We start from the raw sequence: 26,851 nt of genomic DNA, 5'->3' as shown, positions 1-26,851 counted from the left end.
GCCGCATCACCAACGCCGGTCACCACAGGGGATCACACAGTCAGCAGCAGGAACTCCCGCTCCCAGGAGCTGACCACCCGCCGGAAGTTTTCCAGCTCTGCCCGCTTGACCGCGACAAAGCCAGTGGTGAAGTCATCCCCCAGGTAACGACGACAGCAGCTGCTCTCTTCCATCATGGCCAGCGCTTCTTCCAGCGTCAGCGGCAAGGTCACTCCCGAGCGGTTTTCGTTGGCACGGCCCATCACCGGCTGAGAGGGTTTGAGTCCTTCAACCATGCCGATATAGCCACACAGCAGACTGGCGGCAAACGCCAGGTAAGCGTTGGCATCAGCACCGGGAATACGGTTTTCAATTCGGCGGTTTTGCGGTGAGGACACAGGCACCCGCAGACCACAGGTGCGATTTTCCTCGCCCCATTCCAGATTGACCGGCGCCGAAGTGTCGGGCAGGAAACGTCTGAACGAATTGACATTGGGTGCCATCAGCGGCATCAGCTCAGGCATATAGCGCTGCAAGCCGCCGATATAGCTGAGGAAGTGCTGGCTCATGGTGCCATCATCTTTGGTAAACAGATTCTTGCCGGTTTCTGTGTCCAGTACGCTCTGGTGAATATGCATGGCGCTGCCGGGCTCGTTGGTTACCGGCTTGGCCATAAAGGTCACGCAGACATCATGTTTGAGAGCCGCTTCCCTGAGCGTCCGTTTAAATACAAATACCTGATCTGCCAGTTGCAATGGATTGCCATGACTGAAGTTAATCTCCATCTGCGCCGGCCCGTCCTCGTGGATCAGGGTATCGATAAACAAGCCCTGAGCCTCACACCATTCGTACATATCCTCAAACAGCGGGTCATATTCGTTGGCAGCATCGATGGAAAATGACTGACGACCGGCCTCCGGACGGCCGGAGCGCCCCAGCGGTGGATTGAGCGGCAGATCCGGGTCGCCGTTACGGGCCACCAGATAGAACTCCATCTCAGGCGCGATCACCGGCTCCCAGCCCTTATCTTCATAAAGCCTGAGCACCTTCTTGAGCACATTGCGGGGAGACAGCTCGATGGGATTACCCATACGGTCGTACAGGTCGTGGATCACCTGCGCAGTGGCTTCCAGAGTCCAGGGCAACTCGTATACGGCGTTTTCGTCGGGCACACAGAGGAAATCGACATCCGCTTCATTGAGCAGCTGATAATAAATATCGTCATCCACAAAATCGCCGGTCACTGTCTGCAGCAGCACGCTTTCAGGCAGGCGCATGCCCTCTTCGTTGATAAACTTATCCACCGGCGCAATTTTGCCGCGGGCTATGCCCGTCATATCACTGATAACACATTCAACTTCGGTGATTTTCTTCTCTTTCAAAAACGCGATTAACTTTTCCATTTTTATCTCACTCGGGTTTGTGCCCTGTGCTGACATGCTTCACCAAATGCCTTGAAGATCGACAGATAAAAGGCATTTTTGGTGACTTCCCATTCGGGGTGAAATTGCACACCCAGGGCAAAATTACTGGCATTTTTCACCGATACGGCTTCGATTAGCCCGTCCGGTGTGCAGGCTTCCGGCCGCAACCCACTGGCAAGGCGATCTATGCCCTGAGTATGGACGGAATTGACTTCCGCCGAGCTGCGGCCCCATACGTCGAAAAGTAATCCCCCGGGTTCCAGCGTCACAGTGTGGGCCAGCCCATACTGCACCGCCAGTGATTGACTCTTGTCTTCCCTGTGTTCCATAAACCGGCCGGTCTCATGGAGTTTTTGATGCAGGCTACCACCAAACGCCACATTCATTTCCTGAAAGCCACGGCAGATACACAATAAAGGTACTCCGGCATCAACAGCTGCACGGATAAGGGGCAGCGTCGTGGCGTCCCGCAGCGCATCATGCTTGGTACCGGGATCACTGGCTGGCCCCAGATAGTGATGAGGCTCGACATTGGATGGCGAGCCGGTCACCATCAGTCCGTCAATACGCTCAAGAATGGCCGCCACAGGTGTTTCAGCACCGAGCGACGGGATGATCAATGGCCAACCGCCCGCCCCGTCGGTAATCCCCAGTAAATACTTCACACCAACAATATTGAATGGATGCAGGCCCAACTGCTCATTGCATGCGGTTACGCCTATCAAAGTCTGGCTTGTCGCCATAGACCACCTCTAATTACACTGCCGGCCTGTTTGTTACGCGCTTGTTGCGCGTGTTCATTTTTTCACACACTACACGGATTTACAGGCACAGGCAAGCGCAAATGGAGCAAGTATTAAGGTGTCTAAATCAATGCAGACAACAAGCTGTTTTTATTAACTTTACTTGATAAACACAGGAAGTTTATGGGTATAGAGAGTCGAGGAGAAAGGGGCTCTTGCCCAAACCGTTAAGGATTTGATACTGAGGGTAAAAAGGGAGAAACACCGACACATTGGTCGAAATTATTTACATAAGGAGGGGAATCAACTGGCCGAGAATAAAATTCGGCCAGCGAGTATGGCAAGCGCAACGCGTTACATCAAAAATTCGCCGGAGTGGTAGCACTGACCAAACGGCAGGGTGTATCGAAAGGATTACGGAATCTGTGGGGTTGTTCGCTGTTGAAATAGTAGCTGTCACCGGCCTGCAGAATAAACACTTCATCCCCGACTGTCAGCTCAAATCGCCCCTCAATGACCATGGCCGCCTCTTCCCCTTCATGACGCAGCATATCTTCCCCGGTATCGGCGCCGGGAGGATAAGTTTCATACATCACCGACATCGCGCGGTTGGGATAATCACGCCCAATGAGTTTGAACTCCAGCGGACCGGTGCCGATATCCAGCAATTCGTTGGAACGATAAACCACCTTTTGCTCTGCCGTAACATTTTCGCCAATAGAGAAAAACTCCACCAAAGACATGGGGATACCGGAAAGCACTTTTTTGAGCGAACTGACAGAAGGGCTGACGCTGTTCTTTTCTATCATTGAGATGGTGCTGTTGGTTACACCGGCCAGTTTGGCCAGTTCCCGCTGGGAGAGGCCTTTCATTTTCCGAACAGCCTTGAGGCTGGCACCTATATCCAAATCACAAATCCTCCAATCTTCACCACATCCAGTGGTGGCGGGTACACAGCACATCGTCGGGTGCAACAAATAGCAGTGCTGAATTTGTTTTGTATTATATCATGAAAGCATGTTAAATAAAATGAACACTCTCGTACAGACTGATACACTCTTTGCCGTATATTGATATACCGGGACGGATTCACTTACAACTAAAAACAAGAATGGAGTCAACATGCCAGCCAAACCCCCAATCCACAGTGACAATTATCCCGCCTCCTTTTATTACGCCACAGCTAAAGAGCTGACACAGCACCCAAGCCTGGAAGCATCAGTCGATACCGATGTGTGCATTGTTGGCGGGGGATTTACCGGCGTGAATACCGCCATCGAACTGGCACAACTGGGTTATAAAGTCGTACTGCTGGAGGCTCACAGGATTGGTTGGGGCGCCTCGGGACGCAATGGTGGCGAACTTATCCGCGGCATAGGCCATAATCTCGAACAATTTGAATCCACCATAGGCAAAGAAGGCATCCGCGCCATCAAGCAAATGGGGCTGGAAGCCGTGGACATCGTCAAGCAGCGCATCACCAACCATCATATCGATTGCGATTTGCAAATGGGGTTTTGTGATTTGGCCATGAAGCCCAGGCACATGCAGGAATTGCAGGACGAGATAGACGATCTGCGTGCCCTGGGATACCGGCACGAACTGAGGCTACTGCCCAAATCCGAGCTGCATGAGGTGATTGGTTCAAATCGTTATCAGGGGGGACTGCTCGACATGGGCAGTGGCCATCTGCATCCACTCAATCTGGTGCTGGGCGAAGCCAGAGTCGCCAAACAACTGGGCGTAGAAATATATGAGCACAGCGCCGCCACTGAGATCATCAAAGGTGATACCGTCAGAGTAAAAACCGCCAGTGGACAGGTCAACAGCCGTTTTCTGGTATTAGCCGGCAACGCTTATATTGGCCACAAACTGGAGCCGCACATCGGGGGCAAAGTGCTGCCGGCCGGCAGTTATCTGTTGGCGACAGAACCTTTACCGCAATCGGTCTGCGAGCAGATTATCCCCCACAATATGGCCTTTGCCGATATGAGCATTGCGCTGGACTACTTCCGTCTGTCCGCCGATAACCGCCTGCTGTTTGGTGGGCTGTGCACCTATTCGGGCAAGGACCCCAAAGATATCTGTAGAGCATTGCGGCCCAATATGGAGCGGGTATTCCCCCGGCTGAAAGGGGTAAACATAGAGTATGAATGGGGCGGCATGATAGGAATTGGCGCCAATCGGATGCCGCAGATTGGTCAACTGCCGGACAGTCCCAACATCTATTTCGCTCAGGCTTATTCGGGTCATGGGGTGAATGCCACCCACATGGCGGCCAGAGTGCTGGCTGAGGCCATCAACAATCAAACGGCGCGTTTTGATATCTTTGCCGCCATCCAGCACATGACCTTCCCGGGCGGTCCGGCGCTGCGCTCGCCCATCCTGGCCGCCGGTATGCTGTATCACCGAATGAAAGATTTGTTCTGACACAAAAAAACCGGACTGCTCCAGTCCGGTTTTACATTGACTCAGTCACTCACCCTCACAACGCAATCCAGGTCGCCTTGATCTCAGTGTATTTGTCAAATGCATGCAGGGATTTATCGCGGCCATTTCCTGACTGTTTATAACCGCCGAAAGGCGCAGTCATATCGCCACCATCATAGTGATTAATCCACACCATGCCGGTACGCAGCGCCTTAGCCGTTTTATGCGCCTTGCTGAGATCTGATGTCCACACCCCGGCCGCCAGGCCATAAATGGTATCGTTACCGATACGCACCGCCTCTTCCATACCATCAAATTCGATAACGCTCAGAACCGGGCCGAAGATCTCTTCTCTGGCAATCGTCATCTCATTAGTGACACCATGAAACACCGCAGGTGCCACATATACCCCGCCGGTGTCGGCCAGCACCTGCTCACCGCCACAGGCCAGAATCGCCCCCTGCTGCCGGCCCTGCTCCACATACCTCAAAATAGTTTGTAATTGCTGAGCATCAACCACCGCACCGACTGTGGTTTGCGGATCCAGCGGATGCCCGGGTTTCCAGTTGCCAAGCTCCTCCACGACCAGAGCCAGCAACTCATCCTTGATGGCAGATTCCACCAGCAGTCGGGAACCTGCTGTACAAACCTCGCCCTGATTGAAAGCGATAGCTGACGCCGCAGCTTTGGCTGCCTGACGCAGATCCGGACAATCATTGAAGATAATGTGAGGACTTTTACCGCCGGCCTCCAGCCACACCCGTTTCATGTTCGATTCACCGGCGTAAATCATCAGCTGTTTGGCAATTTTGGTCGAGCCGGTAAACACCAGAGTATCCACATCCATATGCAGCGCCAGCGCCTTACCGACCGTATGACCAAAGCCAGGCAACACATTGAGCACGCCGGGCGGGATACCCGCTTCCACCGCCAGCGTCGCGATGCGAATAGCCGTCAGCGGTGACTTCTCCGACGGTTTGAGGATCACCGAATTGCCACTCGCCAGCGCAGGCCCCAATTTCCAGCACGCCATCAGCAGCGGAAAATTCCAGGGAACAATGGCTGCCACGACCCCTACGGGCTCACGGGTGATCATGCCGATTTCATTGTCGGCAGTGGGCGCAATTTCATCATAGATTTTATCGATGGCCTCACCGGACCAGCGCAATGCCCTGGCCGCACCGGGGATATCCACACCTCTGGCATCACTGACAGGCTTACCCATATCCAGGGTTTCCAGCAAGGCCAGTTCATCGCCGTGAGTCTCAAGCAAATCGGCAAACCGAATCATCACCTGCTTGCGTTTTACCGGCGCCATTTTCGACCAGACACCAGACTCAAAACTGGCTCTGGCACTGGCAACCGCCAGCTGCGCATCGTCACTGTCGCAACTGCTGACATGAGCGAGCAAGCGGCCATCTACCGGGCTGATACACTCGAACGTCGCCCCACTGGCCGCATCCACGTACTGACCGTCAATGAACGCCTGCCCACGAACAGTGAGGCTGTCGGCCAGTTGCAGCCACTGCGCCTTGGTTGTTACTGCACTCATATGTCCCCTTATTATCCTTATTCTGTCTGCGAGTCCGGGCTGTGGCACTGTACACATCGTCCTGTCCCGGGTTGAGTTTGTCCAAGATTAGCCTCCGGCTGCACATCATTTCAATATTTTTTACACATTTTGCACATTTGCCTTGAAAAACTGCACAAAGGTCTTTTGTGTTCGAAATTTCTGACATAGTATGCCAAATAACAAACACCCATTAACAAGCCAACAACATAAAGGTGATGCTTATGGCTGAGCAACGAACAGAGCAGTCTGCAGGGAATCTTGACCACTATTGGATGCCCTTCACCGCCAACCGGCAATTCAAACAACATCCCAGACTGCTGGCTTCCGCCGAAGGCATGTACTACCGGGATCCCGATGGCCGTCAGGTACTCGACGGCACCGCTGGCCTGTGGTGCTGTAACGCCGGTCACGGCCGACAGGCCATCAGCGAGGCTGTCAGTCATCAGATCCGCCAGATGGATTACGCCCCCAGCTTTCAAATGGGCCATCCACTGGCATTTGAACTGGCCGAGCGACTGAGCGGGATCGCCCCAGCAGGCATGAACCGGGTGTTTTTTACCAACTCAGGCTCTGAGTCAGTCGACACCGCACTGAAAATGGCGCTTTGCTATCACAGAGCCAATGGTCAGGCAACCCGAACCCGCTTTATCGGTCGTGAGCTGGGGTACCACGGCGTCGGTTTTGGCGGCATCTCAGTCGGTGGCATTGGCAACAACCGCAAAGGATTCAGCCCACAGTTATTGGGGGGCGTCGATCACCTGCCTCATACTCTGGATATCGCGGGCAATGCCTTTTCCAAAGGTTTGCCGGAGCATGGGGCAAATAAGGCGGACGTACTGGAGAGTCTGATCACCCTGCACGGCGCCGAGAACATCGCGGCCGTTATCGTCGAGCCAATGTCCGGCTCTGCCGGGGTCATTCTGCCGCCTAAAGGCTATTTGCAGCGCCTGCGTGAAATCACCCAAAAGCACGGTATCCTGCTGATTTTTGATGAAGTCATCACAGGGTTCGGGCGAGTCGGTGGCGCCTTTGCTGCCAGCCAGTGGGATGTCACTCCAGATATCATGACCACAGCCAAAGCCATCAACAATGGTGCCATCCCCATGGGCGCAGTGTTTGTGCAGCAGTACATTCACGATACCTGCATGCAGGGCCCGCAGGCCATGATTGAGTTCTTCCACGGCTACACCTACTCAGGTCACCCGGTTGCTGCCGCAGCGGCGCTCGCCACACTGGATATTTACCAGCAGGAAAACCTGTTTGCGCGCACCACAGAGTTGGCACCTTACTTTGAACAGGCGCTGCACAGTCTTAACGGACTGCCCCACATCATAGATATCCGCAACACAGGTCTGGTCGGCGGCATTCAGTTTGCCCCCGGTGCGCAAATCGGCAAGCGCGGCTATGACGTGTTTGAACGTTGTTTCCACAAAGGAGTGCTGGTGCGGGCCACTGCCGACATCATCGCCCTGTCACCGCCGCTGATCGTGGAAAAAGCCCACATAGATCAGCTGGTCAATACTCTTGCCGATGTCATTACCACCATCGATTAATCCATAAATAACAGAGCTCCCATGACGACATACAGCCACTATATCAACGGCCGGCAAACCGAATGTGATGCCCGCCTGCACCGCCAGACCGTATTTAACCCAGCCACCGGCCAGGCATGTGCCGAGGTGATCATGGCAACATCATCAGATGTTGATACTGCCATCGCCGCTGCCAAGGCGGCCTTCGGCCCCTGGTCAGCAACCACCCCACTGAATCGCGCACGGGTCTTGTTCAAATTCAAAGCGCTGGTTGAACAGCATATGGATGAACTTGCCATTCTTATCTGTCAGCAGCACGGCAAGGTGCTTGACGATGCCCGCGGCGAATTGGTCAGAGGTCTCGAAGTTGTTGAATTTGCGTGCGGTATTCCCCACCTGCTCAAAGGTGAACACACAGAGCAGGTGGGCTCAGGTGTCGATGCCTGGTCGATGAATCAGCCGCTGGGTGTGGTCGCCGGTATTTCTCCTTTCAATTTTCCGGTAATGGTGCCCATGTGGATGTTTCCCATCGCCATTGCCTGCGGCAACACCTTCGTGATGAAACCATCCGAGCGCAACCCCGGACCGGCTTTGAGAATTGCAGAATTGCTCACCGAGGCCGGTCTGCCCGACGGGGTCTTCAATGTGCTCAACGGTGACAAAGTCGCGGTCGACGGGCTGCTGACTCATCCGGACATTCAGGCGGTGTCGTTTGTGGGTTCCACCCCGGTTGCCGAGTATATCTACAGCACCGCCTCAGCGCACGGTAAACGGGTACAGGCGCTGGGCGGTGCCAAAAATCACATGCTGCTGATGCCAGATGCAGATCTGGATTCTGCCGTTAATGCCCTGATGGGCGCGGCATATGGCTCAGCCGGCGAGCGCTGTATGGCCATTTCTGTCGTCCTGGCCGTGGGCGACGTGGGTGATGCGCTGGTGGATAAACTGCTGCCTAAAATTGCCGCGCTGAAAGTGGGTGATGGTATGCAGCCAGAGATGGAAATGGGGCCTCTTATTACCCGCACGCATCAGGATAAGGTAGCCGGCTATATTGCCAGCGGCATCAGTCAGGGGGCAAAGCTGCTGGTCGACGGGCGTCAAACCATGGCCGACAGTCCCGGATATTTTCTGGGAGCCACCCTGTTTGATGATGTCACCCCGGAGATGCAAATTTACCGCGAAGAGATTTTCGGCCCGGTACTGAGCATAGTGCGGGTGCCGGACTACACCTCAGCCCTGCGCCTTATCAATGACCATGAATATGGCAATGGCACAGCCATATTCACTCAAAGTGGTGAGCTGGCCCGTGATTTCTGCCATTCAGTGCAGGTTGGCATGGTCGGCGTTAATGTCCCAATCCCGGTACCGATGGCATTTCACAGCTTTGGCGGCTGGAAACGTTCACTGTTTGGTCCGTTGCACATGCACGGCACCGATGGCGTGCGTTTCTATACCCGTCGCAAAGCCATCACTGCACGTTGGCCAAAACAACTCAGTGCTGACTTCATTATGCCAACCATGAAATAAATTCAGGGGGCCAACGCCCCCTTTGCGGAGCATAAAACGAACATGCAGATACAGAATATTCAGCTGATAAAACACCAGCACGGCACCATCGAGCGCTACTATTTACCCGCTGAAAAGTTGATAAAAGGGAATCCAGAGCAAATAGTTAGTAATCAATATACGAGTCCGTGCGGACAGTTTCACTGCGGAACCTGGCAAAGTGGCCCGGGAAAGTGGAATGTAAAGTATACCGAACATGAATTTTGTGACATTCTGGACGGGCTCAGTATTATCCAGGACGAAGCAGGCAATAGCCTGACCGTCGCAGCCGGAGATAAATTTGTCATCCCCGCTGGCTTTCAGGGCACATGGGAAGTGGTTGACCAATGCAAAAAAATTTATGTGATTTTCGAGCAACATCCATAACGGAACCCCGCCATGTGGTCGCAGCCCAGAGCTGATGTTTGGCAAACAGAAAGGACGCCGCTTTGCCAGCGTCCCTGTCAACAAAAGTAAAATGGAGAATCGAGCGTGGATAAATATTTCAATAAAAAAAGACTGGCACACTTGACCGGGATCCTGCTGACGGGGGCCCTGCTGTCACCGCTGGCCAATGCCGGTGAGCTGAGTGGCGAAGTCGGGGTGGCCAACGACTATCGTTTCCGTGGTGTATCCCAGACAGACAAAGGCTTTCAGGTTTCCGGCTCGCTGGACTACGGATTTGATTCCGGGTTCTTCATCGGCGCCTGGGCCAGTAATGTCGACTTCGGTCCAGAGGACGACACTAAAATTGAACTGGATCTTTACGCCGGTTACGCCCATGAAATCAATGATGATGTTTCTGTTGATGTCACCCTGCTGCGCTACAACTACTTAGGTGAAACCAGCGACTACGATTACTTTGAAGGAACTGTCGGCGCCGATTTTTACGGTTTCCGTGCCGCCTACTGGTATACCAATGATTACGGTGGTGCAGACCTGAATTACAACTATATCGAACTGAATTACAGCTGGGAGTTTGCTGAAAACTTCAGTCTGGACCTGCATATAGGTAACAACTCAGGTGATGCCGTCGACGAGGGTTTCGGCGGCAGCTATATCGACTACTCCATTGCGGTATCGACCGAGTTTTCCGGGGTAGGTATCTCGGTAGGCTGGCTTGATACCGACATTGGCTCTGAGTATCAGGTTAAAGAAGATCTGTTCAATACTGAAGGCACTGTACTGGTCAGCGCCAGCTACGCATTCTGATGATGCCATGATGGCGGGGACGGTTGATGCCGTCCCTGCTCTGCGTTATTCGCGAGACTCACAAACTTCGGTTCCATGCCGGGCGCAAGGCTCTGTTTGAGCTTTGTATTTTCATCCCTTACCCTACCGGCAATGCGCCATACAATCACCTCTGATACCGATACAGGGTGCCAAACCGGCAAATAAAAACCTGAGAAATAGTACTTTCACTGCCGCGTTCGGAATAATTCCCCGGACAGACATATCGAAACAGTAAGATTCAGCCTTTTTCAATGGTTGAAATTGTTTTTTAACATTTAATCTTGCGACCAAACTGGTCATTTTATATACTTCGCGCAACTTAAATACAGATAACCGGAAAACACCATGAGCGCAGACACGTTAGCACTGACTTTAAGCGGCTTTTTCGCACTGATTATTCTCATGAGTCTGGCTGTCGGTATTTATCTGGATGAACAGGAAGCACAGCAAAAGTAACGCTTGCTCCTGAATGATTGACCAAACGCCCGGTTCAATCAGTTATCAACGTCTTCCCTGCCCTTTTTATCCCTCTGTTTGTGCAAATTTATGTGCAGCTGCTGAGAGACGGTTCCGTCTTTTGGCCCGCGTTCAGGCAAACCTGTCAGAATGTTCTAAACTCATGGTTATTATAAGAAAGCTAACTATCAGGAAGGCATAAGTAGGGCGTTGCCACATTCAGAGCACAGCGCCGACTGACGATTGAGTGGTATCAATCCAATGTCTTCCCTGCCGGTAACGTCCTTTGACATGGATACAGGGACATGAAAATAACCAGGCTGAAGGGAATATTTCTATTCATGCTATTACTGCTCGCTCTGGCGGTCGGAAGCCTCGTCGCCATCCAAAACCGGCAACAGGCTCTGAGACAACAGCTGGAGTCGTTAATCCCCTTACAAACCCGGTGGAATGAATTGGCAGGTGCCCTGGATGCTTTGACTCCAACGGTGACAGCATCTCCTCAGCCAATTTCCTTAACCCACCCACCAGCCAGCTGGCAGCCCTATGCCCGGTCTCTTTCTGAACTTTCACCTGAGCACTGGCAAGCACTGACCGCACAGATTGACCGGCTCTCGGTGTTACAGTCCCTGCTGCCAACGCTCAAGGCGCAGTATCAGGCCCTGAGCGCATCAGTGCTGCCGGGCCACAGGCAGGCACTGACCGAAGCACTGGCGCAAATCATACAGGATGCCCGAGCCGACAATGACATTACCCGACTATATTACGCCGCCAGACTGAATAATCTGCTGCAGTCCGAACCTGAATATCCGCCGTCCGCCAATCAACAGGCTGTGTGGCAAAAACTGGTAATTTCACTGGAGATCGCCGGCCAAAAATCACTGTCATCAACACTGACACAGTTGCTGAATCAATATCAGTTGAGTCAGACCCAGCTCACTGAACTGCAAACCGAGATAACCCTGCTGAACAGTAAAATACAGTCAGCCAACGCTTCGCTGCACGACGCGTTGCTGCAGGCAAAAGCGCACAGTCTGACCACACTGGCAAGCCGCGCTGATGCACTCAGGCTCGGGCAACAACAGCTGTCACAGCAGCAGTTGCAGGCATCGGGACTGGCGCTGCTATCTTTTGTCCTGCTGGCATTGCTGCTGATGTCGGTAAGCTCAGCAAATCGTAAAAACGCCAACGACCGACGGCTGCAGATTGACCATTTACAGCGTCAAATTAAGCAGCTGACTGAGGAGTATACCGCTCGCCAGACGCTGCAGCAGGAAGCCAGTCAGGCACAACAGCAAACCCAACAGCGTTGCCTGCAGGCCATGGAAACCAGGCTCAGGAATCCACAATATCGCACGCAGCCAATACCGCAGCCAGCCGGACTTATCTCCTCACTCAACACCGGACTGTCTGCCCTGCTACAAACACTGACCGAAATGGACAATGAACTGAATGATGTCGGCAATACAGCAGCCACAATGACCGGAGCCGCTGAGACTTCCGTCGCTGAATGTCAGACCAGCCCATCAATAACCCATGCCATGGATGAGCTGCAGCTGACTGAGCTTAGCCGGCACTGCCGGGAGCTGGCACAGCTGCTCAAAGAAAACCGGACGCTGGCGTCGCAAACCAATATGCTGGCACTCAATGCGGCCATTGAAGCCGCCAGAGCCGGAGAAATGGGACGGGGGTTTGCGGTGGTGGCCCATGAGGTCAGGGAGCTGGCCAATCATGCCGGAAATAACAGCAGTCAGGCAGAAGAGACGCTGAAACGGGTGATAGACACAGCGACAGCGCTCACGGCGGCAGTCACAAGCGGCGCTGCAGCCACCGACACCGTCGCCCAAGCAACACCCCTGCCAACATCACCCATACTGCAGCTTGCCGATATCAGGCAGCAGCTTGAACAGCTGTTATCTTTGCTGAATCAATCGCAAACGTCTCCAGCAGGAGATTCCGAGCAGATATCAGTATTGTCAGATACCCTGCTCGATGACCTGGAGCGCGACCTTTGCACATTGAAAAGCAGCCTGACTCCCGGTGCGCGCTGATCCTGTCCACCGCCCTGAGGGTTAGCTCGCCACCGCCCCGGCTATCGTGAACCATGCTCTGAACACCACGGTGACTCCCAGCACACAGCTCACCAGTGCAACCAGATACTGAGTAAGCCGATACCAGCGGGTCAGGTCATGGTGTTGTATTTTCAGCATCGGCCACATCAGGGTCATTGACAGTAACGCCATTCCCACGATTGAGCCGATACCAAACAGCAGAATATAGAGCAGCCCGGGCACAAGGCCCTGAGTCTCGCCCATTGCCAGGATAATAAGGGCTGCAGATCCGGCGGTGCCATGCATCAGGCCGATGCCCAACGCCCGGGTGGTGGATTCAGGCGCAGATGCCTGATTTGATGAAGGATGATGCAGGAGGGCATGGCAGGTGTCAGCAGTACCCGTTTCAGCCTCAGCAGTGACCGCATTAACGTCGCTCTGAGCCTGCAACCCGGTCTGCCGGCAGTGGATTTTCCCCCTTGCCCTGTGGCTATGACTCACCTGCAACTGTCTGGCGACATCCAGCCCGAGCACAATCAGCATGCCGCCTACCAGCATCTCCAGCATACTGGCATAGTTCTGAGGGATAACCGTTCCCAGTATCAATGCAAAGCCGGCGAACACAAACAGGGTGATACTGTGACCAATGCCCCAGGCAATACCCTGCTTGGCCATGGCGCCGACAGAGTGATTTTTGCATGCCAGCGTGGCAATGGCCGCGAGGTGATCCGCCTCCAGCGCGTGGCTCATGCCAACAAAGAACCCGAGCAACAATATTCCGGCAGTCATGGTATTTGTCTAAGCCTCCATTTTTCGGACATGCCCGTTGTCAGTGAACCCGGCACACCATACAGGGGTCAAATGAACGGACGACATGGGCAACCTCAACATTATCCGCATCCTGTTCATGCACAGGCACGCCCACCAGCGCCTGCTCCAGTGCTCCCGGCTGATGCTGCTGATCTCTGGGGGAAAAGTTCCAGGTAGTGGGCGCGATTATCTGATAATTGGCGATCCGGCCATCCTCAACGGTTAACCAATGCCCAAGCCCACCGCGGGCCGCTTCAATCAGCCCAGCCCCACGCCCCGACTGCGGGATCTCGCCATGACTGCAAAATGCCATCGCCGGATCGAGTCGTCCAAGCCACTGCTCGGTCAAACACACCAGCAAACTGAGCTCCAGCATTCTGGCGATAACACGCGAACGAACGCAAGAGCCCCGACCGTCGATCAGTTCCAGCATCAGGGGATGACCATTGACGGCCTGACGCGCCAGCGCCCCGACTTCAACCACGTTACCATCCAGTCGCGGCGCTTTACACCAGGTATAGTGCCGGTCATCGGTTTCACACCGGGCGCTGGGCAGGGTTTCGCCATCAAAGGGGTGCAATGCCGACATCGCCGGATTGGTCAGACTATGACTGGTATCCTCACTGATAAGGTCTGCATGCACTGCCTGCAGGGCACCATCGGGCAATCTCAGCCCCCGCCGGAAACTGAAGTCCATCACCGATTGGGGATAGCCACCAAAGCTGAGTAGCGGCAAATTAACCTGACCAAGTCCATCTAACCCCACACTTGCTGCCAGCGATAAAAACTGCCCGAAATGACTGGCTCTGTGCTGTTGGTGCCACAGTTTCAGCTCGGCCTCAGTACCCAGTGCGTTGATTCGCTCCAGTTTGCAGCCAAACAGCCGGGTCTCCAGAAACTCCCGAAAACCGGCAACCAGCAGCTGCATTTTCAGGATCTCCTGGGTCGATACCGGCCGACTGCTGCCACCGGGCTGCAAAGCCAGTGAATGCGGCCATTTGCCGGCCAGAATACCGGTCAAATGCAACCATTGGCTGCGGGCAGTCAATACCTCTCCCATCACATCGCCGGTCTGCGCGGTAAACTGCCGGGCAATATCATCAAACCAGGGTTGGTGTTGATAGGGACGGCGGCAAAAATCCGGCATGAAAAACAGATAAAAATGCGTCAGATGATCCGCCGCATTTTCGCAGGCGAGGATAAGATTGGTCGCCAGTCGCCCATTGGCTGTCGGTTGCAGGCCCATGACACCGGCCAGTGCAGTTGCCGCAGCAACTGACTGGGATACGGAACAAATGCCGCAAATCCGCGGCGTATATACCAATGCATCCCGGGGATCTTTCCCCTTGAGAATGGTTTCAAATCCGCGAAAAAGCGTTGAGGTCACATAGGCTGCAGTGACTTTCCCCTGATGACTGTCGATCTTGATTTCAAGATCCCCCTCGACCCGGCTGAACGGTCCGAGAATACGTTTATTCATCGCTTTTTCTCCCTGGCAATGGGAGGTGTCACTATGCTTTCAGCGGTAGCGTTATCCTTCAGGCGGGCAGGCATAGCGGCCTTGGAGAGCGAGGCCAGCGCCACAAACCATGCCTTGGGCATATCTGTCGGCAAACCAACGGGGATACCGGCGATTTTTCGGGTTTCAACAAAACAGCCCTGTGGCTCCTCAAACTCAGGAGCCGTGCAATTAATGCAGGGATACCCCCCTTTAAGACAGGAGCCCTGACCATTCCAGGACCGAATATTGCAATCAGCATGTGCCTGAGTGCCCAGACAACCCATATGTTCCATCATACATCCCTGCTGTGCCGGACGTTCGGCACTGGCTTTGTACTCATAAAATTCATTGCGCGGGCACCCGTGATGCACCAGATAACGGGTATAAAAAGCCGGACGGTTGAAACTGTCCAATGCCGCATGGTCAAGCATCCCTTTGGCAATCATCCCCAGTGTCTCCATCACCCAATCCGGATGCGTTGGACAACCGGCAATATTGATCACCGGGAAGCCGGACAGTGACTGCCAGTTCGCCGCCAACAGCCCCCCTGGCTGAGCGCCTTCAAATTGCAATCCACAGGCCTGGGCCGGATTTTCCCCGGCGCTGGTGATGCCGCCAAATGCCGCACAGCTGCCAATGGCAACCGTCATTCTGGCTTTGGCTGCCAACAGGCGTAACCAGTGCATCATCGGCTGATCCGGGCCGAGCATATGAAATCGACCACTGCCCTCCGGCCCCCTGAGCACCGCCCCTTCCAGACACAGAATATCCAGCGGCATAACGCCGTCACATATGGCTTGCAGGAGCGTCAGTAAATCGCGGCCATCCAGCTCACTGAGCGACGGATGCCAGAGCAATTCCAGACCATAGCGGGAAAACTGGTTGAACAGATGGGGCGTTTCAGCATTCAGCAACGACATGCTGCAGCCACCGCAGCCGCCGGATTGCAGCCACAACACCTTACTGCTCATGGACGGCCCCCTGCAGCGGTAAGCGCAAACATGCCAGCACCCCGCCATCGGCATGATTATTGATTTCCAGCATACCGCCACACTGCTCCCGCGCCAGCCCGTACGTGATATACAGGCCCAATCCGGTGCCCTTGCCAACCTCTTTGCGGGTAAAGAAGGGGTCAAAAATTCTCACCAGATCTGCTTCGGCGATGCCGGGACCATTATCCCGGACACTCACTTCCACAAAATGGGACAGCTGCATGGCGCTGATCCCCAACTGGGGTTGTGTTTGATGCTCCAGAGCATCGAAGGCATTCTGGATGAGATTGATCAGGATCTGATGCACATAGCCCTCATGATTTTTTACCATCAGGGTATCAGGCAATGTCAGCGTCACAGCAGGCTGATGACTGGCGGCACGCCCGACCCAGTCGACGGCGGTGCGACACATTCTGGCCAGATCGAAATCGATTTGTTCACGCTGCACCGGATTGGCAAAGCGACTGAGATTCTGCACGATTTCGCTCACCCGCTCCGCGCCCTCCTGGGTTCCGGCAAGCACCGAGTCCATATGCTCCAGACTGCGGTCGATCTTCAGTTCAGTCCGCAAAGCCTCGCGCTGCGGCAGCTCAATCCCCCGGTGAATGGCCTCAATATATTGCTTAAAGCGGGCCTGATAGCGCCACAGGGAATGGATGTTGCCGTACACATAACTGATGGGATTATTCAGTTCATGGGCCACCCCGGCGACCAATCGCCCCAGAGAGGCCATTTTTTCCGACTGGATAAGCTGTCGCTGAGTGGATTTCAGGCGCTGATGCGCCTCATGCAGCTCGGTATAGGCGCGCCGCAACTCTCCCATAGGCCGCCCGGTCAACACATATCCGCTGTAATAATGACGGGCACTGAATCTGGGGGTGCCGTTAAACGACATCACCGCCGCCTGGCCGTCACCGCCCAGCAGCCGCATCTCCACATCGGCCATGGGCCGGGCGCGAATGGCATCCGCCAGCGCGATGACCTGTGACTTGTCATCCTGATGGAAATAGTGGCTCAGACAACTGCCTTTCAGTGCCGCCAGATGTTTACCCACCAGCCGCTCAAAAGCCGGGTTGGCGTCGATAATCAGATTCTGTTTGTCGCACACCACCAGCACATCCGACATCGCTGCCAGCACGCTGTCGATAAAGTTGCGCGCTTCTTTCACGGCCTGATGTTGCTGCTCCAGAATCACCTGGGAGTTCACCAGCTCGGCATAAACCTGATCCATTTGCAGGATCACTTCCATCCAGGTGGCTTCCTCCAGCGGCAAGCCAGCGCGCTCCCTGCCCCGCGCAGATGCATCACTTCCGGTGTCAATGGTTGGCCGACATGTCCCCCGGGTATCTGTCATCGGTTCACCTGAGATTCAGCAGTCACCAGCTGCGCGCCATTTTTCTCCAGTCCGTAGCGCTCCAGTTTGCCCCTCAGTCCCACTCTGGACAGCCCCAGCTCCTCCGCCGCCCGGGTTTTATTCCAGCGCAATCTCACCAGCGTTTCTTTGAGGATCTGCGCCTCGACCTGTTCAATCCGGTCTTTTAGGGTTCCGCTGTGGCCGCATACAGACATCAGCTCCTGCAGCACCAGCTCATCATCGGCTGAGGCATTGAGCAGCAATTTGGAGGAAATCAGATCCGCACTCAACTCATTGTGCTGTGCCAGCACCAGCATTCTTTTGATTTCGTTTTGCAGCTCGCGCACATTGCCCGGCCAGCTGTACTGCCGGAACTGATCGAGCGCCTCGCGGGTAAAGCCTTTGACCGACTTGCCCAGCAGCGCCATTTGTTCATGCAAAATGGCGTGGGCCAGCGGTTCAATATCACCGGGACGATGGCGCAGGGCCGGCAAATGAATGACAAAGTTGGCCAGTCGATAAAACAAATCCTCGCGGAAGCGGCCGGCCGCGACTTCCTGCTCCAAATCCCGGTTGGTGGCACATATCACCCGGACATTGACTCTGCGGCGGGTATTGCTGCCCAGTGGCCGGATCTCTCCCTCCTGTAACACCCTGAGCAATTTCACCTGAAAGGCCGGAGAAACATCGCCAATCTCATCGAGAAAAATAGTGCCGCCATCGGCGATTTCAAACAGTCCGGTACGATCTTCATTGGCACCGGTAAACGCGCCGCGTTTATGGCCAAACAGTTCGCTGGCGAGCAGATCATCCGGCACCGCACCACAGTTTTCAGCCACAAAAGGCGCATTCTTGCGCAGGCTGTTGTAGTGCAGCGCCCGCGCGCACAGCTCTTTACCGGTACCGGTTTCCCCCTGGATCACCACATTGACATCGAAAGGTGCCACCTGCCGAACCCGAAAGCAGACCTGATTCATCACGCTGTCAGCTCCGCGTACTATGCCCAAATCCCAGTCAAATCGCTCCTGCAGTACCCGGCGACGCTCAGCAACCGATTGCTCCAGGGAGTCGGGTTTAAGCCGCAGCTCAATGCCCAGCTGTTCGTTTTCCCGTTGCAGCTGAAACAACTCCACGGCATTTTTGATCTTGAGCGTCAGCTCTTCGGGATGCCAGGGCTTGGTGATGTATTGATAGATACCCCCTTCGTTAATGGCGTCAATGATGTCACTGCTGTCGGTATAGCCTGAGATTATAATTCGCACTACCGCCGGCCATTGCTCCCTGACCCGGGCGCAAAAGGCGATACCGCTCATCTCGGGCATGCGCTGATCGCACAGCAATACCTGGATCCATTCCCGGGCGAGAATATCTTCCGCCTGTCTGGCCGATGTTGCGGTAAACACCTCAAAATCATCCTCAAGGATCCGCAGCAGCGCCTCGACCGACCGCGGCTCATCATCCACCACCAATATGCCGGGTAAGTTGGTCATTGCGCGGCTCCCATCCCTGTAGGCTCACGCGCAGAGCAAAGCCGCAGCCTGGCATCGATGCTGTGTATCTGTCCGCAGCGATCCCCGCCTTGATGGCCGGATTTGCCGCTGCACTGAACAATCACGACAGCCCGTGCCGCCTGCGCCCTCTTTCCTAATACCGGCATCACTGCACCTCCAGCTGAAAGCCCACGCAGGGATCTGCCCCCCAGATCACCCACAGCATGGCCTGTCGGGTCAGCGCCGGTGATGGAGCATCTATCTGCCCAAGTAGACGCGCGACCCAACCCTGAGGGTGGAAGTTCCATTCGGTGGGCGCCACTATGCCATAGCGATGAATACGGCCGGCATGCAGCTCGACACTGTGCACCAGTGCGCCGCGGGCAGCATCGACCAGACCGCTGCCACGACCGCCCAAGCCCCGGTGAGCAGAGAACGCCCAGTTTGCCGGAGCACCAGCGCTTATCCCTTTGAGTGCTTCGGGCATGGCCGCGATATCCAGCAAACGGGCACACCAAAGCTGCAGCAAGGCCAGTTGTGGCGCCAAACTGAATGATTTCATCAACGGATGTTGTTGTTGCCGGGCAAGACAGCCGGTATTCACAGGACTGTCATTCAGTGTCGGCCTGGCAATAAACCCGGCAGCGTCACGGCCGATAAGCACAGGTGCGATCCCGGCCAGATCCTGGCTCATTAATCCACGGCCGAACACGGCATTGGCATCATCGCCACTGACACAGCTCGACATATCGGAGACAGTCGTCAGCAGATCGGCAGCAAAACATTCAGACAACTGACACCAGCGCAGCAGTCCGGGGATACTGTTAAGCCGGGTGAATCCTTCAATGTCACCGGCGAACAGCAGATTACGGACAAAATCCCCCAGCGCGGCAACCATACGGCTGCAGGCTCGGCTGTCCTGACCATTAAACGCAGTCAGCGCCGGAGAAAAGCGCTGACAAAGACCGCCCAGAAACGACAGAGTATCCACCGGCGCTGACTTGCCATAGACCGCGGGATAACAATCCAGCATCAGACGCAGCAGACTCTCCCGGCAACTTTCCACCAGCACCATCAGTTGTTGCTCAGAGCGCTGCTCACGCTCCTGAGCCAGCGCGATATCCTGATCGCCAAGTGCTGCGCCCAGCGCCAGTCTGGCCGCCTCTTTATGAGCATAACCACAGACACTGAACAGCACAGGCATAAGCCCGATAGCCTGCTGTGGCGTCTTGCCTGCCAGCATTTTTTGCAGCCCAAAGCCGCGACTTGAACTGATCCGAACCTCGGGCAAGGCGCGGCAATCAATCGCCAGCTCCCCCTCAGGAATACGGGTTGAGCGCTGCTGCATCAGCCCCATCATTCGGCCAGCCTCCGGCCAAAACGGCCACGGATAAATGCGGCGCGCTGCGCATCTGCCGGTAATTCGCTGACTGCGTTATCAGCGCCCGCGTCGTTGGCACACGCATCAATGTCGCCCACATCAGCCATCGCCGGGGTCAAACAATCCCTGTTAGCGGGCAAACAGCCATTCCCTGGAGAGTCAATTGCTTCGACCGGCATTTGGGCGGGCCAGTCTTGCGGGGAATCCTCTTCTGCGTGAACCGCAGGTGGCGACGTCATGGCGCTCAGGGCTGCCGCCGCGGCATCAAGGGCGCCGGTCTGGCAGGCAAATTCAAATACCGGCGAGAACAAAGAACAGCTCTGGAAAAAGCCCAGTTGTGGCTCATGTCCGAGGACAAACTCATAACGGCCAGATGGAAACTCATGCCGGTGTTTGCTCAATATACCGAGGCAGGACCAGTCCTGATGTGTCGGCAACAGCACCAGATTGATGAACCAGGGCGTGATCAGCGCCCCCAACCAGCAATCCCCATAGCGTCTGAATCCCAGCGCCTGAACCTGTAATCCGGGATTAATCACCGGCATATCAAGCATCCGGGTGTTGAGTATCTGAATAAATACCTGCTCCAGTACCCTGGCAACGGCGATGGCATCATCTGTATCAGTCATCGCTCAGCACCATAAATCCGCTTTTGTCACCATCACACTCTGGACAGCGCCAGTCTCCGGGCAACTGCGCAAAAGGTGTGCCCGCCGCAATCTGCCAGTAGTCATCCCCCAATGCAGGGTCATACACATACCAGCATATTTTGCATTCCAGCCGGGTGTTACCCGACAGTTTGCGGTCGTCGCCACCGTAGGAGCCGGGCAGAAAATCAGTCATCAGATACTCCGTAAACGGCCAGGATCTCCAGCAATCTTTGTCTGCTGTCGGCGATATCCTCGACCGCTGCACAGGCAACGTCCGGGATAGCACTGATCTCCAGCGTATTGAGGATCAGGGTTTCCTGGGAATTGAAATACTGTACCCACCAGGTATTCAGGGTAGCTGTACTGCTGATGCGGCAGTTGCCATACCCCCGCGACAGGATCAGCGTAGGTCCGGTCCCCAGCACTGTGCTGAGAAACTGCAGATCCTGCTGTGAATGGGGCAGCAGCGACAGGTTGATAACATGGGGCCGGGATGCCCTGGCGCTGTGGGGTAACCGGTCGGCAATTTCCGTCAGCAGCGGAGCGGCGTTGTATAAATCACCTGGAAATTCAATGTCTTCAGGATGTAACTCACTCTGCGCCTGGGTAAAAGTCTGCCAGCGAACCACTGCCGGAATGTCGCCGACCTCAACCGTATCGCGGGTGACCTGCCCCTTCGCATCTAGGTAGCGAACCCGCCATACCCCGGCCAATACCGACTCCTGGATTTGTGCCCGCACACTGCTCTGGTATTGAATGCTCACTTCACCATTACCCAGCAGCTGATCAAAGAACTGCCGGCATTCATCATCCAGATCATCCAGTTCAATTACCCGCTGCCGACCATCCGGACAAAAATCCCCCAGCTCCCTTGCAAGCCGCGCCGCCCGCTGAAACGCCACACCCAGGCCAGTGACGGCCTCCGGCTCAGGTAAAGGCGGGGCACGATATACCGAGATATCCTGCGGAAACTGCTGAAAATCACTTTTCAGGCCATCATCACTTTCAGGTTGCGAGCCGGGGCCAATCACAGTCACCGGGATATATTCAGTACTCACAGCGGTCCTCCCTGTGCCAACGAGTCAATGTGTCGCAGTGGGATCTGCTCCCGGGTCGGGCGTGCCAGCAACTCATCTATCTGCGCAATATAATCACCCCAGCTCTGCACCCGGCTGATGACCCCCAGCCGCACGCCATCCCTGATAAACACCAGGCTGGGCCACTGACTGAAGTTAAAGCGCAGCTGCAGTTCTTTTTGAGCGGCCCGGCTGACCACGGCCGCCGTTAATCTGGGCTGATAATGACGGATAATTTCCGGCAGAATGGCCGCCACATCATTGCTTTCAGGAAAACGCTGCGGATCCTCAGTAAAAAACAATACCGCTTCATGGGCTGACGCCAGAAAATCGGCCAGATTGGTACTGTCTACCTGAAGGTATCCCTGTGTTTTGAGCAAGCGTTCAACCAAAGATGTCGGCATATTGGATGTCCTGTTTCAGTTGCTGATCAGCGTTTTTTGGGTAGGGTTTGCCTGCGATGTTCCAGATCCAGCAGAGATTCGGGTTTGGGCGGCTCACGATTCACCAGATCGGCAAAGCAGATATCAATCTGCGCCTCATCCAACCGGCTCGAATCCCCGCTCATTGCGCTCTCCAGCGCCTGAATCGCCTCTCCGATTTGGCTGGCCTGAGTCGCGCTGAGCACTTCCCGGGCACTGCCCAGAAACACCAGCACCCAGGTGCCCACCGGCTGCGAGCCGATAAGCAAAGTGTCAACCTGCCTGCGGATCCCCATACCCTCACATTGGGCGCCCCCCGGCCACACCGCCACGATTTGCATAGGTAAACCGATGCACATCAATACTTTCCTCTGTGGTCTACATCGCAGCTGATACAGCCGTCAGGCTCGAGGGGATGGGGCCGGTATTGCAGGTCATAGCGCTGGGAGTACAACACCCGTCCATCACCGCTGCGACAGGCGGCCTGCGCATCGGGCCGTCCGGCTTCATAGCTTTCAATATGGATTTCCGGCCCGGCCAGAGTCTGCTCTGCGGTTTGCGGGTGCGCCCGACTGCTGGCCACTATGCCCTGCCTGGCGAGCCACGCCAGAGCTGCATCAATGGCAGGAGTGATTTGACTGCGCATCAGTGGTGTAAGGCTGCCGCCATAATCTTCCAGTTGCTGCGGCTGCACACCGACCAGCAGCAACTGCTCCGGGTAGTGACCCAGCATCTGCGACAGCGCCAGCACCTCCTGAAATCCGGTTTGGTGCAGACTCATCTTCCTGGCCCCCAGAAAACTGGGCACATCATCCCCTTCAACCAACTTCAGGGTACCGGGAGCCAGGCCGTAATCGATGGCATCAAACACTACCAGCAACTGCGCCTGCTCAATAAACTGCAACAGGTAAAGCCCCTGGGTTCCGCCATCCAGCAAAGTGACATGACTGTCGAATTGATACAGCGAGTCCAGGGTTTCCACGGCACGCACGCCAAAACCTTCATCGGCCCACAGCAGGTTACCTATCCCCAGGATCAGCGTGTTTCTCACCATTTATCACCTTCAGCATGAATCACTAATTTGAAACAACCTAATACGTTTTTCATCCAAAGTGAAAGCGAATTTTCCACTTTATTCGCTAACAATAAAAACGAAAACTTAACTTTCGATATGGATAGAAACTGCAAAGAAACTTACCAACACCAAATCAAGAAGACTTAACATCATATTGAATTTATTGGTTATTTAATGGATGGCATGGCTTCTGCTCTGATCACGGCACAATAATTCCAAATGACAAGAGGCAGGATCATGGTTGAAACCTTCTACGAGGTCATGCGCCGGCAGGGAATAACCCGCCGCAGTTTCTTAAAATATTGCAGTCTGACAGCCGCAGCGATGGGCTTACCCCCGGCCTTCGCCCCTAAAATCGCTCACGCGATGGAAACCAAACCGCGCATTCCCGTACTCTGGTTGCACGGCCTTGAATGTACCTGTTGTTCAGAGTCTTTTATCCGTTCAGGTCATCCACTGGCAAAAGATGTCATCCTGTCGATGATCTCACTCGATTACGACGACACCATCATGGCGGCGGCCGGCCATCAGGCGGAGGCCATTGTGGCTGAAACCATTGAAAAATATGATGGCCAGTACATTCTGGCCTGTGAGGGCAATCCGGGGCTGGAGCAGGAAAACACCGGCGGAATGTCCTGCATCATCGCCGGGCGTCCGTACACAGAGCAATTACGCAAAGCCGCCAAACATGCCAAGGCGATTATCTCCTGGGGTTCCTGTGCATCCTGGGGATGTGTGCAGGCTGCCGCCCCCAACCCGACCGGTGCCACGCCAATCCACAAGGTTCCCGGCATTGGCAATGCGCCCATCATCAAAGTGCCCGGTTGCCCGCCTATCGCCGAGGTAATGACCGCGGTGGTGACCTTTATCCTGACCTTTGAAAGACTGCCGGAGCTGGATCGTCAGGGACGGCCAAAAATGTTCTACAGCCAGCGTATTCACGACAAATGCTATCGCCGTCCCCACTTTGATGCCGGTCAGTTTGTCGAGGAATGGGATGATGAAGGCGCCCGCAAAGGCTATTGCCTGTACAAGATGGGCTGCAAGGGCCCCACAACATACAACGCCTGCTCCACCATCAGGTGGAATGGCGGGCTGTCATTCCCCATTCAGTCAGGTCACCCCTGTATTGGTTGCTCGGAAGATGGATTCTGGGACAAGGGAAGTTTCTACAATCGTTTGAGCAATATCCACCAGTTCGGTGTGGAGTCCACCGCCGATGAGGTGGGATTGACCGCAGCCGGGATTGTCGGTGGCGCCATCGCCGTTCATGCCGGTATTTCAGCCCTGAAACGCAGTCAGTCAAAAGGAGAGTAACCATGACGACCACCAATACCCCCAATGGCTTCAGTCTGGATACCTCCGGACAACGGATTGTCGTTGACCCTGTGACCCGCATCGAAGGTCATATGCGCGCCGAAGTGAATATTGATGAGAACAATATCATCCGCAATGCGGTATCGAGCGGCACTATCTGGCGCGGCCTTGAAGTCATTCTCAAAGGTCGCGATCCCCGGGATGCCTGGGCATTTGTGCAGCGGATCTGCGGCGTCTGTACCGGAACCCATGCCCTGACCTCAGTACGCGCGGTGGAAGATGCCCTGCAGATCAACATTCCGGAAAACGCCAACTGTATCCGCAATATCATGCAGTTGTCGCTGCAGGTACACGATCATCTGGTCCACTTTTATCACCTCCACGCGCTGGACTGGGTCAACCCGGTCAACGCCCTGAAGGCCGATCCAAGGGCGACCTCAGAGCTGCAGCAACAGGTGTCGCCCCATCACCCCAATTCATCTCCCGGTTATTTCAGGGATGTCCAGAACCGGCTAAAGAAGTTTGTCGAGTCCGGTCAGCTGGGGCCATTTAAAAACGGTTACTGGAATAACCCTGCCTATCTGCTGCCTCCGGAGGCCGATTTGATGGCGGTGGCGCATTATCTTGAAGCGCTGGATTTTCAAAAAGAAATCATGAAAACCCGGACCATTTTTGGTGGCAAGGATACGCACCCTAACTGGACAGTCGGCGGCGTACCCTGCGCCATCAATGTAGACGGCGTAGGTGCGGTCGGTGGTCTGAACATGGTGAACCTCAATCAGGTCCACGAAATTCTCAAACAATCGAAAACCTTCATCGACAACGTTTATATTCCGGACATCATTGCCATCGGCCACTTCTACAAAGGCTGGCTCTATGGTGGCGGCCTGTCCGGACAGAACGTGCTGGCCTACGGTGACATACCGGATCGGGCCAACGACTACTCAGCCGCCAATCTGATGATGCCCCAGGGCGCCATCATCAACGGTGATCTATCCAGAGTCCATCCGATTGACTTACGGGATCCCAATGAAATTCAGGAATTTGTTCCTCACTCCTGGTATCGCTATCCGGATGGCGTTAAAGGCCTGCACCCGTGGGATGGGGTGACCCAGCCGAAATTTGATATCAGCAGCGCCAAAGGCACTGACACCTATATCGAGCAGCTGGATGAAACCGCGAAATACTCCTGGATTAAGGCGCCCAGGTGGAAAGGTCACGCCATGGAGGTGGGACCGCTGGCCCGCTATGTGGTGGGATATGCCCAGGGACATGAATATTTCACCGAGCAGATAAACCGTACCCTGAGCGCGCTGGATCTGCCGGTCAATGCACTGTTCTCCACCCTGGGACGCACCGCTGCCCGGGCACTGGAAGCTCAGTGGGCCGCCGATCAGCAGCTGTATTTCTTCAATAAATTGATGACCAACATCAAAAACGGGGATTCGGCAACCCACAGCGGTGAAATGTGGAACCCCGCAGACTGGCCAAGCGAAGCCAAAGGCGTGGGTTTCACCGAAGCGCCAAGGGGTGCGCTGGGGCACTGGATCAAAATCAGGGATACCAAGATAGACAACTATCAGTGTGTGGTACCGACCACCTGGAATGGTTCGCCCCGGGATGAAGCAGGCAACATTGGTGCCTTTGAGGCAGCGATGATGAACACCAAAGTGGAAGTGCCCGAAGAGCCGGTTGAGATCCTGCGCAACCTGCACAGCTTTGATCCCTGTCTGGCCTGCTCCACCCATGTGATGAGTCCGGACGGGCAGGAACTGACCCGCGTCACTACCGGGCCTGTCGGCACTCGCTGAGGGGAG

General features: G+C 55.0%; 24 protein-coding genes. 8 read left to right on the top strand and 16 right to left on the bottom strand.

From position 1 onward, the window contains the following. Window positions 1-32: 32 nt before the first annotated feature. The 3 genes from ACRRUX_RS08600 to ACRRUX_RS08590 all read right to left on the bottom strand — a co-directional run bounded on the left by ACRRUX_RS08600 (window position 33) and on the right by ACRRUX_RS08590 (window position 3,054). On the bottom strand, window positions 33-1,382 hold the full coding sequence (locus ACRRUX_RS08600) for a glutamine synthetase family protein (RefSeq protein ID WP_432529210.1): 1,350 nt from the start codon (window positions 1,380-1,382) through the stop codon (window positions 33-35). 2 nt (window positions 1,383-1,384) lie between these two features. Continuing rightward, on the bottom strand, window positions 1,385-2,146 hold the full coding sequence (locus ACRRUX_RS08595) for a gamma-glutamyl-gamma-aminobutyrate hydrolase family protein (RefSeq protein ID WP_432529208.1): 762 nt from the start codon (window positions 2,144-2,146) through the stop codon (window positions 1,385-1,387). A gap of 359 nt (window positions 2,147-2,505) precedes the next feature. Next, window positions 2,506-3,054, bottom strand: coding sequence for a cupin domain-containing protein (locus tag ACRRUX_RS08590; RefSeq protein ID WP_432529206.1), 549 nt, complete (start codon window positions 3,052-3,054; stop codon window positions 2,506-2,508). 214 nt (window positions 3,055-3,268) lie between these two features. Here ACRRUX_RS08590 and ACRRUX_RS08585 point away from each other — a divergent pair, with 214 nt between their 5' ends. Continuing rightward, window positions 3,269-4,576, top strand: a complete 1,308-nt coding sequence (locus ACRRUX_RS08585) for an NAD(P)/FAD-dependent oxidoreductase (RefSeq protein ID WP_432529204.1) — start codon at window positions 3,269-3,271, stop codon at window positions 4,574-4,576. 55 nt (window positions 4,577-4,631) lie between these two features. Here the strand turns inward: ACRRUX_RS08585 and ACRRUX_RS08580 are convergent, their stop codons facing one another. Next, the gene (locus tag ACRRUX_RS08580; RefSeq protein ID WP_432529202.1) at window positions 4,632-6,128 is read right to left on the bottom strand and encodes an aldehyde dehydrogenase; all 1,497 of its coding nucleotides are present in this window, start codon (window positions 6,126-6,128) and stop codon (window positions 4,632-4,634) included. Between the two features lie 242 nt (window positions 6,129-6,370). Here ACRRUX_RS08580 and ACRRUX_RS08575 point away from each other — a divergent pair, with 242 nt between their 5' ends. From ACRRUX_RS08575 to ACRRUX_RS08555, 5 genes are all read left to right on the top strand, one after another. Further along, window positions 6,371-7,702, top strand: coding sequence for an aspartate aminotransferase family protein (locus ACRRUX_RS08575; RefSeq protein WP_432529200.1), 1,332 nt, complete (start codon window positions 6,371-6,373; stop codon window positions 7,700-7,702). 21 nt (window positions 7,703-7,723) lie between these two features. Next, a complete protein-coding gene (locus ACRRUX_RS08570) occupies window positions 7,724-9,208 on the top strand; it encodes a CoA-acylating methylmalonate-semialdehyde dehydrogenase (RefSeq protein ID WP_432529198.1) in 1,485 nt (494 codons plus the stop codon). A gap of 42 nt (window positions 9,209-9,250) precedes the next feature. Beyond that, window positions 9,251-9,613 carry a cupin domain-containing protein gene (locus ACRRUX_RS08565; RefSeq protein ID WP_432529196.1) on the top strand — a complete coding sequence of 121 codons (363 nt, stop codon included), beginning with the start codon at window positions 9,251-9,253 and terminating at the stop codon, window positions 9,611-9,613. 105 nt (window positions 9,614-9,718) lie between these two features. Then, window positions 9,719-10,438 carry a TorF family putative porin gene (locus ACRRUX_RS08560; protein WP_432529194.1) on the top strand — a complete coding sequence of 240 codons (720 nt, stop codon included), beginning with the start codon at window positions 9,719-9,721 and terminating at the stop codon, window positions 10,436-10,438. A gap of 1,094 nt (window positions 10,439-11,532) precedes the next feature. Next, window positions 11,533-12,966 (top strand): methyl-accepting chemotaxis protein, encoded by a 1,434-nt coding sequence (locus ACRRUX_RS08555; RefSeq protein ID WP_432529192.1) that lies wholly within the window; start codon window positions 11,533-11,535, stop codon window positions 12,964-12,966. A 21-nt stretch (window positions 12,967-12,987) separates the two neighbouring features. Here ACRRUX_RS08555 and ACRRUX_RS08550 read toward each other — a convergent pair whose 3' ends face one another. The 12 genes from ACRRUX_RS08550 to ACRRUX_RS08495 form a co-directional block, all read right to left on the bottom strand. Continuing rightward, window positions 12,988-13,755 carry a hypothetical protein gene (locus ACRRUX_RS08550; protein WP_432529190.1) on the bottom strand — a complete coding sequence of 256 codons (768 nt, stop codon included), beginning with the start codon at window positions 13,753-13,755 and terminating at the stop codon, window positions 12,988-12,990. Window positions 13,756-13,795: 40 nt separating this feature from the next. Continuing rightward, window positions 13,796-15,256: a nickel-dependent hydrogenase large subunit gene (locus tag ACRRUX_RS08545; protein WP_432529188.1), complete on the bottom strand. Its 1,461-nt coding sequence runs from the start codon at window positions 15,254-15,256 to the stop codon at window positions 13,796-13,798. After that, the gene (locus ACRRUX_RS08540) at window positions 15,253-16,248 is read right to left on the bottom strand and encodes a hypothetical protein (RefSeq protein ID WP_432529186.1); all 996 of its coding nucleotides are present in this window, start codon (window positions 16,246-16,248) and stop codon (window positions 15,253-15,255) included. The genes ACRRUX_RS08545 and ACRRUX_RS08540 overlap by 4 nt, the downstream gene beginning before the upstream one ends. After that, on the bottom strand, window positions 16,238-17,542 hold the full coding sequence (locus tag ACRRUX_RS08535; RefSeq protein WP_432529184.1) for an ATP-binding protein: 1,305 nt from the start codon (window positions 17,540-17,542) through the stop codon (window positions 16,238-16,240). Before ACRRUX_RS08535 ends, ACRRUX_RS08540 begins: the two co-directional genes overlap by 11 nt. 77 nt (window positions 17,543-17,619) lie before the next feature. Beyond that, a complete protein-coding gene (locus ACRRUX_RS08530) occupies window positions 17,620-19,113 on the bottom strand; it encodes a sigma-54-dependent transcriptional regulator (RefSeq protein ID WP_432529182.1) in 1,494 nt (497 codons plus the stop codon). Window positions 19,114-19,279: 166 nt separating this feature from the next. Next, window positions 19,280-20,473 (bottom strand): nickel-dependent hydrogenase large subunit, encoded by a 1,194-nt coding sequence (locus ACRRUX_RS08525; protein ID WP_432529180.1) that lies wholly within the window; start codon window positions 20,471-20,473, stop codon window positions 19,280-19,282. Continuing rightward, window positions 20,470-21,123: a [NiFe]-hydrogenase assembly chaperone HybE gene (gene hybE, locus ACRRUX_RS08520; protein WP_432529178.1), complete on the bottom strand. Its 654-nt coding sequence runs from the start codon at window positions 21,121-21,123 to the stop codon at window positions 20,470-20,472. Before hybE ends, ACRRUX_RS08525 begins: the two co-directional genes overlap by 4 nt. Then, the gene (locus ACRRUX_RS08515) at window positions 21,116-21,337 is read right to left on the bottom strand and encodes a rubredoxin (protein WP_432529176.1); all 222 of its coding nucleotides are present in this window, start codon (window positions 21,335-21,337) and stop codon (window positions 21,116-21,118) included. The genes hybE and ACRRUX_RS08515 overlap by 8 nt, the downstream gene beginning before the upstream one ends. After that, window positions 21,330-22,202: a hydrogenase expression/formation C-terminal domain-containing protein gene (locus ACRRUX_RS08510; protein WP_432529174.1), complete on the bottom strand. Its 873-nt coding sequence runs from the start codon at window positions 22,200-22,202 to the stop codon at window positions 21,330-21,332. Before ACRRUX_RS08510 ends, ACRRUX_RS08515 begins: the two co-directional genes overlap by 8 nt. After that, window positions 22,199-22,624 carry a hypothetical protein gene (locus tag ACRRUX_RS08505; RefSeq protein WP_432529172.1) on the bottom strand — a complete coding sequence of 142 codons (426 nt, stop codon included), beginning with the start codon at window positions 22,622-22,624 and terminating at the stop codon, window positions 22,199-22,201. Before ACRRUX_RS08505 ends, ACRRUX_RS08510 begins: the two co-directional genes overlap by 4 nt. A gap of 26 nt (window positions 22,625-22,650) precedes the next feature. Beyond that, window positions 22,651-23,001 (bottom strand): HypC/HybG/HupF family hydrogenase formation chaperone, encoded by a 351-nt coding sequence (locus tag ACRRUX_RS08500; protein WP_432529170.1) that lies wholly within the window; start codon window positions 22,999-23,001, stop codon window positions 22,651-22,653. Continuing rightward, window positions 23,001-23,696: a HyaD/HybD family hydrogenase maturation endopeptidase gene (locus ACRRUX_RS08495; RefSeq protein WP_432529168.1), complete on the bottom strand. Its 696-nt coding sequence runs from the start codon at window positions 23,694-23,696 to the stop codon at window positions 23,001-23,003. Before ACRRUX_RS08495 ends, ACRRUX_RS08500 begins: the two co-directional genes overlap by 1 nt. Window positions 23,697-23,936: 240 nt before the next feature. On the opposite strand from ACRRUX_RS08495, the gene ACRRUX_RS08490 reads away from it, so the two are divergent. Both ACRRUX_RS08490 and ACRRUX_RS08485 read left to right on the top strand, forming a co-directional pair. Beyond that, window positions 23,937-25,034 (top strand): hydrogenase small subunit, encoded by a 1,098-nt coding sequence (locus ACRRUX_RS08490; RefSeq protein WP_432529166.1) that lies wholly within the window; start codon window positions 23,937-23,939, stop codon window positions 25,032-25,034. 2 nt (window positions 25,035-25,036) lie between these two features. After that, the gene (locus ACRRUX_RS08485; protein WP_432529164.1) at window positions 25,037-26,845 is read left to right on the top strand and encodes a nickel-dependent hydrogenase large subunit; all 1,809 of its coding nucleotides are present in this window, start codon (window positions 25,037-25,039) and stop codon (window positions 26,843-26,845) included. Window positions 26,846-26,851 lie beyond the last annotated feature (6 nt).

The sequence above is a fragment of the Shewanella sp. GXUN23E genome, from assembly GCF_050865035.1.
Classification (GTDB): Bacteria; Pseudomonadota; Gammaproteobacteria; order Enterobacterales; family Shewanellaceae; genus Shewanella.
This window is presented reverse-complemented; position numbering and strand designations above follow the sequence as displayed.